General features: G+C 43.7%; 12 protein-coding genes. 11 read left to right on the top strand and 1 reads right to left on the bottom strand.

What is annotated here, in order from left to right; genetic code table 11:
• Nucleotides 1–131: 131 nt before the first annotated feature.
• From NL111_RS09560 to NL111_RS09550, 3 genes are all read left to right on the top strand, one after another.
• Nucleotides 132–452 carry an ArsR/SmtB family transcription factor gene (locus NL111_RS09560; RefSeq protein ID WP_002829430.1) on the top strand — a complete coding sequence of 107 codons (321 nt, stop codon included), beginning with the start codon at nt 132–134 and terminating at the stop codon, nt 450–452.
• Between the two features lie 69 nt (nt 453–521).
• Complete coding sequence (locus NL111_RS09555) at nt 522–3,719, top strand: YhgE/Pip family protein (RefSeq protein WP_285110223.1); 3,198 nt, start codon at nt 522–524, stop codon at nt 3,717–3,719.
• Between the two features lie 132 nt (nt 3,720–3,851).
• Entirely contained in the window at nt 3,852–4,496 is a 645-nt protein-coding gene (locus tag NL111_RS09550) for a DUF4767 domain-containing protein (protein WP_285110222.1), read from the top strand.
• A gap of 104 nt (nt 4,497–4,600) precedes the next feature.
• On the opposite strand, the gene NL111_RS09545 is transcribed toward NL111_RS09550, so the two are convergent.
• Complete coding sequence (locus NL111_RS09545) at nt 4,601–5,314, bottom strand: GntR family transcriptional regulator (protein WP_285110221.1); 714 nt, start codon at nt 5,312–5,314, stop codon at nt 4,601–4,603.
• A 154-nt stretch (nt 5,315–5,468) separates the two neighbouring features.
• Here NL111_RS09545 and NL111_RS09540 point away from each other — a divergent pair, with 154 nt between their 5' ends.
• The 8 genes from NL111_RS09540 (at nt 5,469) to NL111_RS09505 (ending at nt 15,758) form a co-directional block, all read left to right on the top strand.
• Complete coding sequence (locus NL111_RS09540) at nt 5,469–6,842, top strand: glycoside hydrolase family 1 protein (RefSeq protein ID WP_285110220.1); 1,374 nt, start codon at nt 5,469–5,471, stop codon at nt 6,840–6,842.
• A 24-nt stretch (nt 6,843–6,866) separates the two neighbouring features.
• On the top strand, nt 6,867–8,213 hold the full coding sequence (locus NL111_RS09535; RefSeq protein WP_002832577.1) for a PTS sugar transporter subunit IIC: 1,347 nt from the start codon (nt 6,867–6,869) through the stop codon (nt 8,211–8,213).
• Between the two features lie 222 nt (nt 8,214–8,435).
• Nucleotides 8,436–9,422 (top strand): lipoate--protein ligase, encoded by a 987-nt coding sequence (gene lplA / locus NL111_RS09530; RefSeq protein WP_002829437.1) that lies wholly within the window; start codon nt 8,436–8,438, stop codon nt 9,420–9,422.
• Between the two features lie 11 nt (nt 9,423–9,433).
• Nucleotides 9,434–10,552 (top strand): thiamine pyrophosphate-dependent dehydrogenase E1 component subunit alpha, encoded by a 1,119-nt coding sequence (locus NL111_RS09525; RefSeq protein ID WP_285110219.1) that lies wholly within the window; start codon nt 9,434–9,436, stop codon nt 10,550–10,552.
• A 2-nt stretch (nt 10,553–10,554) separates the two neighbouring features.
• Nucleotides 10,555–11,535 carry an alpha-ketoacid dehydrogenase subunit beta gene (locus NL111_RS09520; RefSeq protein ID WP_002829439.1) on the top strand — a complete coding sequence of 327 codons (981 nt, stop codon included), beginning with the start codon at nt 10,555–10,557 and terminating at the stop codon, nt 11,533–11,535.
• A gap of 10 nt (nt 11,536–11,545) precedes the next feature.
• On the top strand, nt 11,546–13,150 hold the full coding sequence (locus tag NL111_RS09515) for a 2-oxo acid dehydrogenase subunit E2 (protein WP_502929583.1): 1,605 nt from the start codon (nt 11,546–11,548) through the stop codon (nt 13,148–13,150).
• A gap of 2 nt (nt 13,151–13,152) precedes the next feature.
• Nucleotides 13,153–14,559, top strand: a complete 1,407-nt coding sequence (lpdA, locus tag NL111_RS09510) for a dihydrolipoyl dehydrogenase (RefSeq protein WP_002829442.1) — start codon at nt 13,153–13,155, stop codon at nt 14,557–14,559.
• Between the two features lie 173 nt (nt 14,560–14,732).
• Nucleotides 14,733–15,758, top strand: coding sequence for a zinc-binding alcohol dehydrogenase family protein (locus tag NL111_RS09505; RefSeq protein ID WP_285110216.1), 1,026 nt, complete (start codon nt 14,733–14,735; stop codon nt 15,756–15,758).
• Nucleotides 15,759–15,992 lie beyond the last annotated feature (234 nt).

The raw sequence follows: 15,992 nt of genomic DNA, 5'->3' as shown, positions 1-15,992 counted from the left end.
GCCAATGGTATTTTAGAACAACTAAAATTGAAGAAAAATTGAATTGAACTTAAAGGTTGAATTAAAATATAATTCGCGGTAAAATACCTCCTGTATTTAAATATTCGAATGTTTGAATGGAGGACGACCTGATGGTGGAGCATAGCAAGGCACTCGCAGCTTTTAAGAAGAATATCCCCTTGCTAGACGCGCTTTCCGACGAGCGGCGCCAGCAAATTATGATTACTTTAGGGGAAAGTGAAAAAGGCTTGACGGTTGGGGAATTGACGAAGATTATTGGTCTCTCCCAGCCCGCAGTATCGCATCATTTGAAGCAATTAAAAGATTTAAAGTTAGTTTCGGTTAGAAAAAAGGGTACTAGCAACATCTATCAATTAACGATCGGACAGGCTCTCGATCAAGTGCAAAAGTTGGTTGATATTTTGCGGAACGATAAGAAGTTATTTAATTAAGTCGGGATTGTCTGATTGTTCATTCATTGGATCGAATATTAAAAAATTATTGTTGAGAAGGGGAAAAGCATGGTTCGCAAAGAGTGGAAATTTATTAGAAATAATAAGTTAATTTTAATCTCCGTGCTGGCAATTATTTTCATTCCTTTCCTATATAGTATTTTCTTCTTGAAATCGGTATGGGATCCATATGGGGATACGAAAAATTTACCAGTCGCAGTCGTTAACTTAGATCAACCCGTTAAGTACCAAGGCCAACGACTTGCGGTCGGTGATGAAATGGTCGATAACTTAAAGCATAACCATCAGTTGGGATGGCACTTTGTATCGGCTAAAAAGGCTAAAGAAGGAATGAAGGATAAAAAGTACTACACGGTAGTTACGATCCCAAAGGACTTCTCAGCTAACGCCGCAACGGTTACGGATAAAAATCCTAAGAAGATGCAGTTGAAGTATTCAACGAACGCTTCGTTGAACTATATTGGTAAAGTTATCAGTGACGTGGGTACTGAAAAGCTTAATTCCGAAGTTCGGGAACAAGTTACGAAGTCCTATGCTACGGCAATGTTTGACCAAGTTAAGACTGCCGGAAAAGGTTTCAAGCAAGCTTCTGACGGAGCGAAGAAACTTAAGGATGGTGCGGTTCAATTAAATGACGGTACCAAGACTTACACGGCAGGAGTTTCCCAACTACACGACGGGATTGCTACAATGGCCGTTTCAGTTAAACCATTGCAAGCGGGCGTTGCTCAATTAGCAGAGGGTTCTAGCCAATTGACCAATGGTTTAGATCAATTGAGCGGAAAAACTGGGGCATTGTCTTCAGGAGTTTCCCAATTGGCAAATGGTTCTGGTCAAGTAACCACCGGTGCGGTTGCCTTGAGTAAGGGATTAAACGAGTTGCAACAAAAGAGCGGTGCGCTCGTTACCGGAGTTTCCCAACTAAACAACGGTGCTTTACAGTTGAAGGTTAAGGTTCCCCAATACGTTAACGGTGTTTACCAACTTAACGATGGTGTACAAGAACTTAACGCAAAAACTGGTCAACTAGTTGGCGGCATCAAGCAATTGTCAAGTGGTGCGGGTGCTTTAAGTGCTGGAGTTAAGCAATATACAGACGGTGTATCGGCTGGTGCAGGCCAATTACAAGGTGGCGTAGCTAAATTAGCTAACGACACTAAGGATATGCCAAGTAGTATCAACGCTTTGCACAACGGAATTGCAGACATTGCGAAGAGCTCAAAACAATTAGCAGATGCAAATGGCAAGATTTCAACCGGCCTTGGCCAGGTTGCTGATCAAGTAAGTGCAAACGATATTAGTAAGCAAGCGGCTGCTTTGAAGCAACAAATGGCTTCTATTCAAACACAATTAGTTGCGTTGAATAAGGCAACTGCTGGACAAACAAATGGTGGCAATGCCGCACAATCCATCAATAATCAACTTTCAGAAATTAAGTCTGAAGTAGGAAGCTTGGCAAACTCAAGTAAAACTACGACAAGCACTAGCGGTGGCGTTTCTCAAGCAACCATTAATTCTAAAATTGACGGTGCAGGATTAAGTGCAGAAGATGCAGCTAAAGCGAAGAGTGCCTTAGCTGGCGTTGCTAACGGTAGCCAAAATAAGACTACTTCGCAAACTGTAGATACAAATAAGATTGCATCAATTCAAAAGAAGATTACTGACGTTCAAGGTCAAGTAACGAAGTTGAATGATTTAGCTAACAAACAAGCTGAAATCAATAAGCAAGTGACGTCGTTAACAGCTTCCTTCCAGAAGTTGGCAGCTGGCGCAAATGAATTAACTGGCAACAGTGACGACATGAAGCAGTTGGCAGCAACTTTGAAGAAATTAGCTGCTGGTTCACAAGAAGTTACAACTAACTTACAAGCTCTTTCATCTGGTTCAAACACGGTAGCTGGTAAAGTCGGCGAATTTGCCGGTTCAGCTTCTGATTTGACTAAGGGAGTTGCTCAATTAGACAGTGGTGCTAAGAGCCTTGCAAGTCAAACTAACAAGAATTCGAAGGACGTTAAGAAGTTAGTTAGCGGTTCTCAAGAATTGAGCTCAAGCTTGGCAATGCTAGACAAGCAAACTCCAACTCTTAAATCCAAGATTGGTCAGTTAGCTGCTGGTAGCAACCAAATCAGTGCTGGTACGGGTGCTTTAGCTGGTGGAATTAACCAATTAAGCAACGGTATTAGCGCCGCAAGTTCACAAATGCCAACCTTAGTAAGCGGCGTTAGCCTACTTGCTAACGGTGGTAATCAATTGGCAGCCGGTTCTTCTCAAGTTACTGGCGGGTTGAACACCTTGAATGGTCAAGTACCAGCGTTAGTTTCTGGCGTTGCGCAACTTGATAATGGTGGTCACCAATTGAACACTGGTATCCAAACTCTTAACAGCAGTACTGGAACGTTAATCAACGGCGTTAACCAGTTGAATACTGGAGCTGCTGAATTAGACGCTAACTCAGGTGCCTTGTTAGACGCTACTAAGCAAATTAGCGACGGCAATGGCGAATTATCAAGTAAGTTAGCTGACGGTGCAAAACAAGTTAACAGCGTGCCGCTTACCGACAAGACGGCTAACATGTTTGCCGCACCAACTAAATTGAAACACACTAATTACAGTTACGTACCAAACTACGGACATGCGTTAGCACCATACGTGCTTTCACTAGCACTTTACGTTGGAGCAATCGTCTTTAACTTTGCTTACCCAATTCGGAAGGTTTCCGAACGCGGTGGTACTCCAACTCAATGGTTCTTGAGTAAGGTTTCCGTTGGTACGGTAGTAGCTCTAGGAATGGCGTTGGTTGAAACCACAATCATGATGATTGCTGGTATTCACGTAGATCACGTTGGTCAATTCTACATGACCGCGATTATGATCTCGTTAGCGTCGATGTACATCGTCATGTTCTTGTCGATGGCCTTCGACAACCCAGGACGGTTTGTAGCGATGATTCTCCTGATGCTTCAATTAGGTGGATCAGGTGGTACCTTCCCAATGGAAGTAACTAACCACTTCTACAACGTAATTCATCCGTTCTTGCCATTGACTTACTCAATCCTATCGTTCCGTCAGGCAATTACGTCTGGTCTCGGTGACGGTACCTTTGAACAAGCAATGGGCGCGTTGCTCTTGTTTGCAGTGATTGCTTTGGCATTGCTATGGTTCAGTATGAATCAATTGCAAAAGCATCATTTGGAAAACAAGTCGCAATTAGATGATAACCAAAAGCTTCAAGAAGTTGAAAGATAATTTAATCGCAGAGAGGGGCCGGAAATTTCCGCCCCCTTTTTGTATACATAGCACCAATTTAAAGAGTATTTTAGGCGTGGTCTCCCACGAAAGGCTAGCTTCCTGTATAATAAATGGAAATGAGGTGATTAGATGAAACACATGAAAAAGGGCTCCCGTTGGCCGGTCAATCCGGTTGTGTGGGTCATTGTGGCACTATTGGTCATTTTAGGCGGATATAAATTTTTCTATCCTAACCACGTGGAACCTGAACACACCACGGCACGGCAATCTAGCAGTACTAAGGTGATTGACGTTGAAGAAGGCTCGTCGTCCGCTAAAAAGGCAACGACAAAAAAACATAAACATAAATCAAGCAAAGATAAGCTTTGGACAAAGAAACAGGATGCAAAATTGGCTGCGTTCATTAGTGATTGGCAACAGACGATGGGGCAATCGTATACCGGAACTAATTCAGGTAGCTCGGTAACCTTCCAAGGCGTCACGCTTCCCGATTATTTATCGACGGGGACGGTTTACGTAAACCAACAACCGGTGACGATGAAATGGACGACTAACAAAAAAGACGGCAGCGATTATCAAGTGGTCGCAGCTTATGCCGGCACTCAATACCTATACTTGTTTACTTTCCACCAACAAACTCCAGAAGTGTTAGTTACCTCTCAAGCAGCTAGCGACGGAGTTAACTTTAAGGTGACGGAAAATGCGCAATTAGTTAACGGTTTTCAAAACATTGTTAATGGACAAAGTGAATCAACGAATCCATCGCAACAATAGAATATTAAAAATGGGAGCTTTCAGATCAAAATTCTGAAAGCTCCCATTTTTGGTTCTAAACGAAAATTGTTTGCAGAAACAGAGTTGCGCTGACCTAAAACTTATTAGTGTTCTAATTTTATGTCCGCCGACACCACGCTATTTTGGTACGGAAAATGTGATTCGGAGTATTCAAAAGGGGTGCCGTCAACTAAATAGTTGACCTGACTAATTACTAAAATGGGGTCCCCTTTCTTTTCACCTAAAAAATGAACGTCTTCATCCGAAACCTTACGAGCCATGATTTGGCGATGTGATCCGGCAAACTCTAAATGGTGCTCTTTTTGTAAATATTCGTAAACCGATTTTTGAAGAATTTCCTTAGTGATGGTCGCAATTTTAGTTGGCATAATCGTTTGTTCGTAGCTGAACGGTTTGCCATCAATCAATCGGGTTCGCTTAATTACGTAGACGGTCTCCCCGTCTTCCAGCAGTAAATGTTCCTGCTCATCCTTGGTAGCGATCCGGGCGGTTAAATGAATGTGTTTGCTAGTGACCTTTTTATTAGGGTGGGTCATGGTCGTTCCCAACGGCTTGTCAACGTCTGTATTGAAATCATTGTTAAATTGCACGTCTTTTCGAACGAACGTCCCCGCCCCGCGCTTACTATAAACTAGTCCTTCAATGATTAAAATCTGAATTGCTTTGCTAATCGTGATGCGGGTGGTGTTAAATTCTTTTGCCAATTGATTTTGGTCTGGCAACATGACTCCCGGCTGCAATTCGTGGTTTATAATTTTTTTGCGCAAAGTTTGCGAAATTTTCTCGTATTTATACATTTATCTGACACCATCCTTAATCACCGTTAATTTTAGCCCATCTTAATGGTATTCACAAATTAATAAAAGTATATACTTTTGCCATAAAAGAATTTACTTTTATAAAAATGGTGATTATAATGAAAACGGATACAAAAGAAAGGTGGTCATAATTGTGCAAGCAAAGTTACCCGATGGTTTTTTATGGGGAAATTCAACATCCAGTATGCAGACGGAAGGAGGTGCACATGAGGGCGGTAAGGGACCGTCCGTTTACGACACGTATAAAGCAACCGCAGAAACTTCGGATTGGGACGTGGCAATTGATAATTACCATCATTATGAAGAAGATTTGGATTTGATGGCTCAGCAGGGGATGAACTGCTATCGTTTTCAGATCTCTTGGAGCCGGGTAAACCCGCAAGGCGACGGAGAATTCAATGAAGAGGGGATTCGTTATTATGATAATTTAATCAACGCGTTGTTAAAACGGGGCATTCAGCCGATGATCTGTCTGTATCATTTTGACATGCCGTTGCACTTGGCAAAACAATATAACGGCTTTTTGAGTCGCCACGTGGTGGATGCTTTTGTTCGCTTGGGTAAGGAAATGGTTGACCGGTTCAGCGACCGGGTTAAGTTATGGATTACGTTTAATGAGCAGAACCTATATTCGCAAACGGAGGCCTTTCGGATTGCTGGTTATTTAAATGGCGACCGCACCGATGAGGAATTGCAAAGGATTGCGCATCACGTAATGACGGCTCATGTTCAGGTTGCAAATTACCTGCACGAACACAGTGACGCTAAAATTGGCGGAATGCTGGCGTTCGTGGAGACTTACCCAAACAGCAGTTTGCCGGAAGACGTCTTTGCTGCGCGGCAAATTGATGAATATTTGAATCGCAATTTATTGGACGTTTGGGTTAACGGCCACTATTCAACGGAAGTATCCACCTATATTGAACGGCACCATTTCGATATTGATTTTACGGATCAAGATCGGCAAGAATTCGCCAAATTAAAGAGCGACTTCATTGCCTTCAGCTACTACGCAAGTAACGTGGTGGATGCAACCAAGATTCCAGCAGGCACCATGCCCAACCGGTACTTAGATTACGGCGCGGTAGCAAATCCCCATCTCACAGCAACGGAATGGGGCTGGAATATCGACCCGCTAGGCTTCCGCGACGTTTTGACGAAGACTTATAACGCCTACGGGATTCCGATGTTTCCGATTGAAAATGGAATCGGGTATCGGGAAGAATTTCATGGACAAATGATTCAAGACGATTACCGAATTGCCTATCACCGTGATCATTTACGAGCGCTAATGGCGGCGGTAAATGACGATGGAGTAGCGGTGCTAGGGTATCTGGGATGGGGATTGATCGATATCCCCAGTTCGGCAGGCAATATGGAAAAACGTTACGGAATGGTTTACGTTAACCGGGGCAATCACGAGCTCCGCGACCTTAAACGCGTGCCTAAAAAGAGTTACTACTGGTTTGCAAAAGTTATCAAGTCTAATGGTGCTGATTTAGATTAGAAATTTTTAACGGGAGGAATTTTTATGGGCGATTCGAAAAGCGGATCAATTAATGATCGAATGCAGAATTCAAAGTTCATTGCCAAATTTACGGAAATTTCGGTAAAGGTCGGCAATTGGGTTTACTTACGGTCCTTGCGGGATGCTTTCGCAGTTATTCTGCCAATGTTTATCGTGGCCGGCATCGGAGTTTTGCTAAATAACGTAGTGTTTACTTGGTTTTTAAAGGGAGACCTGCTAGCGAAGTTCCAAGTTGTCGGTAACGCGATTGTTAACGGAACTTTAAACGTAGCTGGAATTTTAGTTGCCCCGATGATTGGCTATATGCTGGCTAAAAATAAAGGTTTCAATAATCCAATTGCTGCGGCAGCCATGTCGTTAGCCAGCATTTTTATCCTAATGCCGAACAGCATTCAACTGGGGACGGTAGCGTCGGGCGGTGCGAAAATGGCAACCGTTACCGGTGGATTGAGTTATTTAAATACGGGGACCCAAGGGATGTTTGGCGGAATTTTCGTTGGTTTAATTGCAACGGGAATTTTCATTAAGCTAGCGTCAGTTAAACGGCTTCAGATTCATTTAGGAGAAAACGTGCCCCCAGCAGTAGCGGCGTCATTCAGTGTGTTACTTCCAGCAATTTTATTGATGTCATTTTTTGCAATTATCGCTGCACTGCTAGCTGGATTTTTCAATGCTGACCTAATTAATTTAATTAAAACTTGGATTCAAGAACCATTGCGGGGCTTTAACACCAGCATTGTCGGATATTGTGTGATCTACACCTTAGCTAACTTCCTGTTTGGTTTAGGAATTCACCAAACCGTTCTCTCAGGAACCTTATTGGATCCGTTGGTGTTGGTTAATATGAACGAAAACATGACGGCTTATGCGCATCATCAAGAGATTCCCAACATCATCACCACTTCTTTTGTTAGCAACTATACTTTAGTCGGTGGTTCGGGAAGCACCATTGCATTGATTATTGCAATTCTAATTTTCAGTAAAGTGAAATCATCACGGCAAATTGCCGGATTGTCGTTGGCACCCGGGATTTTTAACATCAACGAACCGATGATCTTTGGATTTCCAATCGTTTTCAACCTTCCGATGATCGTTCCGTTCGTGTTGTTCCCCACCATTGGTAGTTTGATTGGATATTTTGCAACCTTATGGGGTTGGGTAAGTCGGACGGTCGTGTTAGTGCCTTGGACTACTCCACCGTTAATCGGTCCTTATTTATCGACTGCCGGAGATTGGCGTTCGGTTATCCTGCAATTAATTGTGATTATTATTGGCGTTTTCTTATACCTACCATTCTTGAAAATCAGTGAACAAGTGGCAAGAATCCAAGCAGAAGAAAACCGCGATTAAGACCCTCGACCTAGGATTGAGTTAGTGAATCCTAGGTCTTTTTTATCGCAATAGTGTATATACCAATTGCCATTTGTACACTTTAAAAAGTTAAATTCATGGGACAAAGCTTGCTGTTTAAACATTTTAATTCGGAAAAATCGTCCACAAAATAGCGAATGTGTGTTATTATGAGGTTGTAGCAGAAACCGCTTACAAAGCCGATACGAGGGGGTTTACATTGTGCGCTATGTCACATATTTGGGGACAGATGCTTACACGAATATCGCAACTGATACATGGATCTTGAATAACCTTCATGCAGATGAACCAATATTCGCGCTTTGGCAAAATAATAATGCTGTCATTGTAGGAAAAAACCAAAATACATTTGGTGAAGTTAACCAAGAATTTATCGATCAACATCAAATTGAAGTTGTTCGGCGAGTTACTGGAGGTGGGGCAGTTTATCACGATTTAGGTAATCTAAACTTTACATTATTTGTACCACTAGATTCATCAGCTAATACGGACTTTAAGCAATTTTCTGAGCCAGTTTTGAAGGCGTTACATAACTTGGGAATTCCAGCAGAAGCTACGGGACGCAACGACTTAGTTGTTAATGGCAAGAAGATTTCAGGCGTGGCCCAGCGTTATGCAAAGGGCTACTTAATGCACCACGGAACGTTACTATTCGATAGCAACGTCGACACGATGGTGCGGGCACTGAACGTGGCGGATGAAAAATTTATTTCGAAAGCTGCTAAGTCAGTACGCAGCCGTGTCGGGATGATTAAGGAAGCCGCACCAGAAGGGTTGACGTTGCAAGACTTCTGGGAAGCCGTACAATACGAGCTGACCGATCACGGACGCGATTCCGAGATTCTGTTGACTCCTGAGCAAAAACAAGAAATTATTCGGTTGACTGCAGATCAATTCTCAACTTGGGACTGGAACTATGGTCAATCGCCGAACTTTAATTTTAAGAATCACGCGAAGTACGATGGCGGGATCATTGAAGTCCAGGTTCAAGTTGAGGGTGGTGTCATTCAAGATATTAACTTTACCGGAGATTTCTTGATGCTGCGTGACTGGCGGGACATCAAAGATCAGTTCATTGGCTTGCCGTTTGAAGCGGATCAAATCAGACCGGTCTTTGAGAAAAACCAGGATCAGCAGTACTTTGGTACCATCAGCGTTGATGAATTAACACAATTATTTGAAGCCTAGGAGGGGTAGTTATGGCTATAAAAGATGACAATAAAAAGATTTTAGATTTCGACCTTCAAATGGAAGATCAAGACCAAAGCTTTCCAATGCTCCAAGTCTTGAACAACGATGGCGAAATCGTAGATGAAGACGCCCTTAAGAGAGCGGGATTAAGTGATGACCAAATGGTTGAACTCATGAAGCAAATGGTATTCAGCCGGATCTTGCACGAACGTTCATCAAAATTATCCAAGCAAGGACGGTTAGGTTTCTATGCACCAACCATTGGTGAAGAAGCTTCCCAAATCGCTTCAAACTATGCCTTTGAAAAGGGTGACTGGTTATTCCCTGGTTACCGTGACATTCCACAACTGATTATGAAGGGCTGGCCAATTTATAAAGCATTCTTGTGGTCTCGTGGTCACTTCGAAGGTAACGAATTCGAAGACGTTAACGGATGGTTCCCACAAATCATTATTGGTGCCCAATATGTTGAAGCAGCCGGCGCAGCTTTAGGTTTGAAGAAACGTAATAAACCAAACGTTGCTTACGCATATACTGGTGATGGTGGTACTTCACAAGGTGACTTCTATGAAGGAATGAACTTTGCCGGCGCTTACCACGCTCCAACAGTTTTCTTCGCACAAAATAATGGATACGCAATCTCCACCCCACGTAGCGTACAAACTAAAGCACCACACCTTGCAGCTAAAGGCTGGGCAGCTGGTTTGCCAAGTTTCGTAGTTGATGGAATGGACCCAATTGCGATGTACCTTGCCGCTAAAGAAGCTCGTAAGTGGGCTGTAGATGGCAATGGACCAGTCTTCATTGAAACCATCACTAACCGTTTAGGACCGCACTCAATGTCAGGTGATGATCCACTCCGTTACCGGACTCAAGAAGACATTGATAACTGGACTAAGCGTGAACCATTGATTCGTTTCCGTAAGTACCTTACTGATCGTGACTTATGGTCAGAAGATATTGAAAACGACTGGGCAGACATTGTTAACTCACAAATTGATGACGCAGTAAAACAAGCTGATGGCATTGCTAAGCAAAAGATCTCAGACTTCATTGAACAAACCTTAGAAGTTCCGGGACAAGCAGCGCAAGATCAGATCAACAAATTTAGAGGGGAGGGCAAGTAATCATGGCTAAAAAAACATATATCCAAGCGATTACAGAAGCTCAAGACTTGGCGCTTGCTAATGATGAAAACGTTATAATTTTTGGTGAAGATGTTGGTAAAAATGGTGGTGTATTTAGAGCTACCGATGGTCTTCAAGAAAAGTACGGTGAAGATCGAGTATTCAACACTCCATTAGCAGAAAGTGGAATTGGTGGTTTAGCAATTGGATTGACCACCCAAGATTACCGTCCCATCATGGAAATCCAATTCTTTGGGTTCGTTTACGAAGTAATGGACTCCATTGCTGGACAAATGGCTCGGGGACGGTTCCGTTTCCACGGCACTCGTAAATTCCCAATCGTAGTTCGCTCGCCATATGGTGGAGGAACTAAGACCCCTGAAATGCATGCGGATTCTCTAGAAGGATTAATGGCACAAACTCCTGGATTACGAGTAGTTATGCCGGCAACTCCAGCAGATGCGAAGGGATTATTGCTTTCTTCAATTGAAAGCGACGATCCGGTAATCTTCCTTGAAAACTTACGTTTGTACCGTTCAATTCGTGGCGAAGTTCCAGAAGGTTACTACACCACCCCTCTCGATAAAGCAAACGTAGTACGTGAAGGTAAAGACGTTACCGTTGTTACCTATGGCGGCATGGTACACACCAGTCTAGCGGCTGCAGAAGACCTTGCTAAAGAAGGCATTGATGTTGAAGTAATCGACCTACGGACCGTAAGCCCACTCGACCTTGACACAATTGGCAAGAGTATCGAAAAGACTGGCCGGGTGGTAGTTGCTCAAGAAGCACAACGTCAAGCTGGTATTGGAGCAATGGTAATGAGTGAAATTAGTGAACGTTTCATTATGAGTTTAGATGCTCCAATTGGTCGGGTAGCCGCTCCGGATTCAGTTTACCCATTTGCGCTAGCTGAAAACGAATGGTTACCAAAAGAAGACGATGTAATTGACAAGATCAAGGAGGTCGTAAACTTTGACTGAAATATTTAAAATGCCAGACATCGGCGAAGGTATGGCAGAAGGCGAAATTGCCAACTGGTTGGTAAAAGTAGGCGATGATGTCAAAGCCGACGACGCGGTGGCTGAAGTTCAAAATGATAAATTATTGCAAGAAATCCTTTCACCATATTCAGGAAAGGTTACTAAACTATTTGTAGATGCGGGAACCGTAGTTAAGGTTGGCGAACCGCTCATCGAATTTGATGGCGACGGAACTGGCGGTGGTGCCGACAGCAAGGATAACGCTGCCGATGCTGCTCCAGCAGCTGACAAGGGCAGCGACAATGCCCCTAGCAGCGATGCAGAAATCTTCAACATGCCCGACATTGGTGAAGGTATGGCAGAAGGCGAAATTGCAAACTGGTTAGTTAAAGTTGGCGACGAAGTTAAGGAAGACGATCCAGTTGCCGAAGTACAAAACGACAAGTTAATGCAAGAAATCCTTTCACCATATTCTGGAAAGGTTACTAAGTTATTCGTAGACGCGGGAACCGTGGTTAAGGTTGGCGAACCGCTCATCGAATTTAACGGTGACGGTAGCGGTGCTGGTAGTGGAAACGCTGCTCCAGCAGCAAGTGCAGCTCCTGTTAAGGAAAATGCCGCACCAGCTAATAATGATGAACCTACTAAAGTTGGAACGGCAGTGGCTTCTAATGGCCAAGTTTTGGCAATGCCTTCGGTTCGTGAATACGCTCGGAAACACGACATTGACTTAATGCAAGTTCCTGCAACGGGTCGTCATGGTCACATTACCATGGCAGACGTGAAGAACTTTAGTGGCGGCGGTACTGCCCCATCTGCTCCAAAGGCTACTGAAAGTGCCGCACCAGCTCCTAGTGCTGCTCCAGCTGCAGAAGCTCCAAAACCAGCTCCTGCAAAACCAGCCCCAGTTAAGGCTGGTCGAGTACCACTTTCACCAATCCGTAAGGCAATTTCACGGAACTTAACCCAACGCGTTCAAACTGTTCCACATGTAACGATTATGGACGAAGTTGAAGTATCCAAGTTAATGGAACTCCGTGATCAATTCAAGGAACAAACTAAGGCGAAGGGTTACAAGCTAACTTACATGCCATTTGTTGCCAAAGCATTGGCGGCAGCAGCACGTAAGTACCCAGAATTGAGTGCAACAATTGATGACGAAACCCAAGAAATCGTCTACTACGAAGAAACTAACGTGGGCTTTGCTGTAGATACTGATCAAGGACTTTTCGTACCAAACGTTAAAAACACTGCTTCGAAGTCAATTATGCAAGTTGCCCAAGAAATTGATGACTTGGCAATCCGGGGCCGGGATGGCAAATTGAAGCCTGCTGAATTACAAGGCGGAACCGTTACAATTTCCAACATTGGTTCTGAAAGCGGCAGCGGCTTCTTTACTCCAATCACTAACCCAGGTGAAAGCTCAATTCTTGGAATTGGCCGCATTCGCAAGACCCCAATTGTTAACGAAGATGGTGAATTAGCAGTTGGTAATACCTTGAAACTATCACTTAGTTTCGACCACCGTTTAATCGACGGTGCTCTAGCACAAAAAATTATGAACGAGCTGAAGGCACTCTTAGGTAACCCTGCCTACATGCTTATGGAGGTGTAGTCATGGTTGTTGGCACACAAGCAATCGATGTTGATACGTTAATTATTGGTTCAGGCCCTGGTGGCTACGTTGCCGCAATTCGGGCAGCTGAATTAGGCCAAAAAGTAGTCATTGTGGAACGCGACTTTATTGGCGGAATTTGCTTAAACGTGGGTTGTATCCCATCAAAAGCTTTGATTCAAGCAGGACATTTATACGCAACTTTGCAACACGGCAATCCGTTCGGGGTTACCGTGGGTGAATCCAAGCTCGATTTTGCAAAAACTCAAGACTGGAAACAACACCAAGTAGTTGAAAAACTAACTGGTGGGGTGGAAATGCTGCTAAAGAAGCACAAGGTAGAAATTGTGCGTGGGGAAGCGTACTTCAACGATAACGAAACGGTTAACGTAATTGACGGAGACGATTCGCACATCTATCGCTTCAAGAAAGCCTTGATTGCAACTGGCTCACGCCCAGTAGAAATTCCACACTTTAAGTTTAGTGGTCGGGTTATTGATTCGACAGGTGCATTAAACTTGAAGAGCGTTCCCGAACATCTCATCATCATTGGTGGTGGGGTAATCGGTGCAGAATTAGCTGGCGCATACATGAACCTCGGTTCTAAGATCACCATTATTGAAGGTCTTGACCACATTTTGAATGGTTTCGATGGCGAGTTGATTCAACCAGTTTTGAACAACTTCAAGAAGAACGGCGTAGACATTATCACGGAAGCGACTGCAGTGGAAGCTAACCAAACTGATAAAGACGTTACCGTTACTTACGAAGTTGATGGAACTACTAAGAAAGTTACCGGAGATTACTGCTTGGTATCAGTTGGACGCCGGCCAAACACCGACCAAATCGGCTTGAATAATACGGACGTTAAGCTGGACAAACGTGGTTTGATTGAAGTTAGTGACTCTATGCAAACTTCAGTAAAACACATTTACGCAATTGGAGACGTAGTTGCGGGGCCTGCGTTGGCTCATAAAGCTAGCTATGAAGCAAAAGTTGCTGCAGCAGCAATGAGCGGTGAAGACGCACACGACAAGCATTACGTGATTCCTGCGGTTGCGTACACTAATATCGAAGTAGCGACGGTTGGGGAAACCCCACAAACGGTTGCGGAAAAGAAACTGGATGCTAAATCTAGCAAGTTCCCATTTGCCGCAAGTGGTCGGGCAATGACGATGGACCAGACGGAAGGTTTCATTCGTTTAGTTACTGACAACCCTACTGGTGCGATTATTGGTGCCCAAATTGTTGGTCCAGAAGCATCAGACTTGATTTCTGAATTAACCTTAGCGATTGAAAATGGAATCACCATTCGAGATATCGAATTGACGATTCACCCACATCCAACCCTTGGTGAAGAAATCATGGATGCTGCTGAAGTGGCTGCTGGTTTGCCAATTCACATTTAGTTAAGCTAAAAATGTCCTAAGGGGACAAATACCAATCTGATTAAACTGTTTCTCAGAGCCCAAAGTAGGGTGAAGGGGGACGGTTTTTTAGTGGTTAGCTTAAGGGAGAACAATTTATTTACTTTTAAACCAAATAAGCATATATTCTACTTAAAAAGAGGAGGCTGAACTTTATGAGTGAAAAAATGTGGGCAATCGGCTTTAAAGAATCGCTACCAATTGAGGAAGCGGATAGTTTGGTAGAGTTTACCACTGACCGTCCTGAACCAAGCGGGCATGATCTATTGGTTAAGGTAAGTGCTGTTTCGGTAAACCCTATCGATATAGCAGTACGAAAGGGTCAATCCGAACCGTTGCAGGAACCGCGGGTATTAGGTTTTGATGCGGTTGGTACGGTGGTATCTAAAGGCAAGGAAGTCACTTTTTTTGAAAATGGCGACCGAGTTTTTTATGCTGGTTCGTTTAAACGAGCGGGTAGTGATAGCGAGTATCAATTGGTCGATGAACGAATTGTCGGGCACGCTCCCCAACAAATGGATGATGTTCATGCAGCAGCTATGCCACTTACGTCCCTGACGGCGTGGGAAGCGTTGTTTGAACAACTTCAGATTGATTCAGAGGACCCAAAGAAAAATGCGGGAAAAACCCTCTTGATCATTAATGGCGCGGGCGGTGTAGGTTCAGTGGCAACACAGCTTGCACATTTGGCCGGTTTACGCGTGATTGCGTCGGCATCACGTCCAGAAACGATTCAGTGGTGCTTGGATCACGGTGCGGATCAAACGGTCAACCATCGCAAAGATTTGGTTATGGAGGTGCGCAATTTAGGGGTTCAGCACGTGGATTACATTTTGGAATTGCATAACATTGACGCACAGTGGGAAGCAATGGTGGAATTGATTAAGCCAGGTGGCCGAATCGCTTCGATTACTTCAACGAAAAAGCCGGTAAACTTAACCGATTTAAAGAGGAAAAGCGTAACTTTCGCGTGGGAATGGATGTTTGCGAAATCCTATTATGGAACAGAAGACCTCGTGTCCCAGCACGAAAATCTAGAAAAGATTGCTAAATTGTTGAATGAAGGAAAATTAAAGTCAACGATGACAAAGGAACTCCACCCAATGAACGTAGAAAACATAAAGAAGGCCCACCAATTGGTAGAAAGCCAAAAAATGATGGGTAAGGTGGTAGTTAAGTAGAGAGCGGAAGCCGCCGGGTAATTTTTGAGGATTAATTGGATTTGGGCCTTAATCGCGGTTTAAGCGATTGAGGACCAAATTTGATTAACCGGAGAAGATTGGCGGCTGGAGCTCGTTTGGTCCATGCTGCAGAGAATTGTAAGAATTAAGGCATTAATCGTGTTTTTTGCGATTAGTGCCTTAATTTGGTTAGCCGGAGGGAGTTGGGGTACAGAACCCGTTTTGACTACGTTA

Origin of the sequence: Pediococcus sp. AC40, from assembly GCF_030252485.1 — a bacterium.
GTDB classification, from domain to species: Bacteria; Bacillota; Bacilli; order Lactobacillales; family Lactobacillaceae; genus Pediococcus; species Pediococcus acidilactici.
Note: the sequence above shows the minus strand (reverse complement) of the source record. Positions and strands in the feature narration are given on the sequence as shown.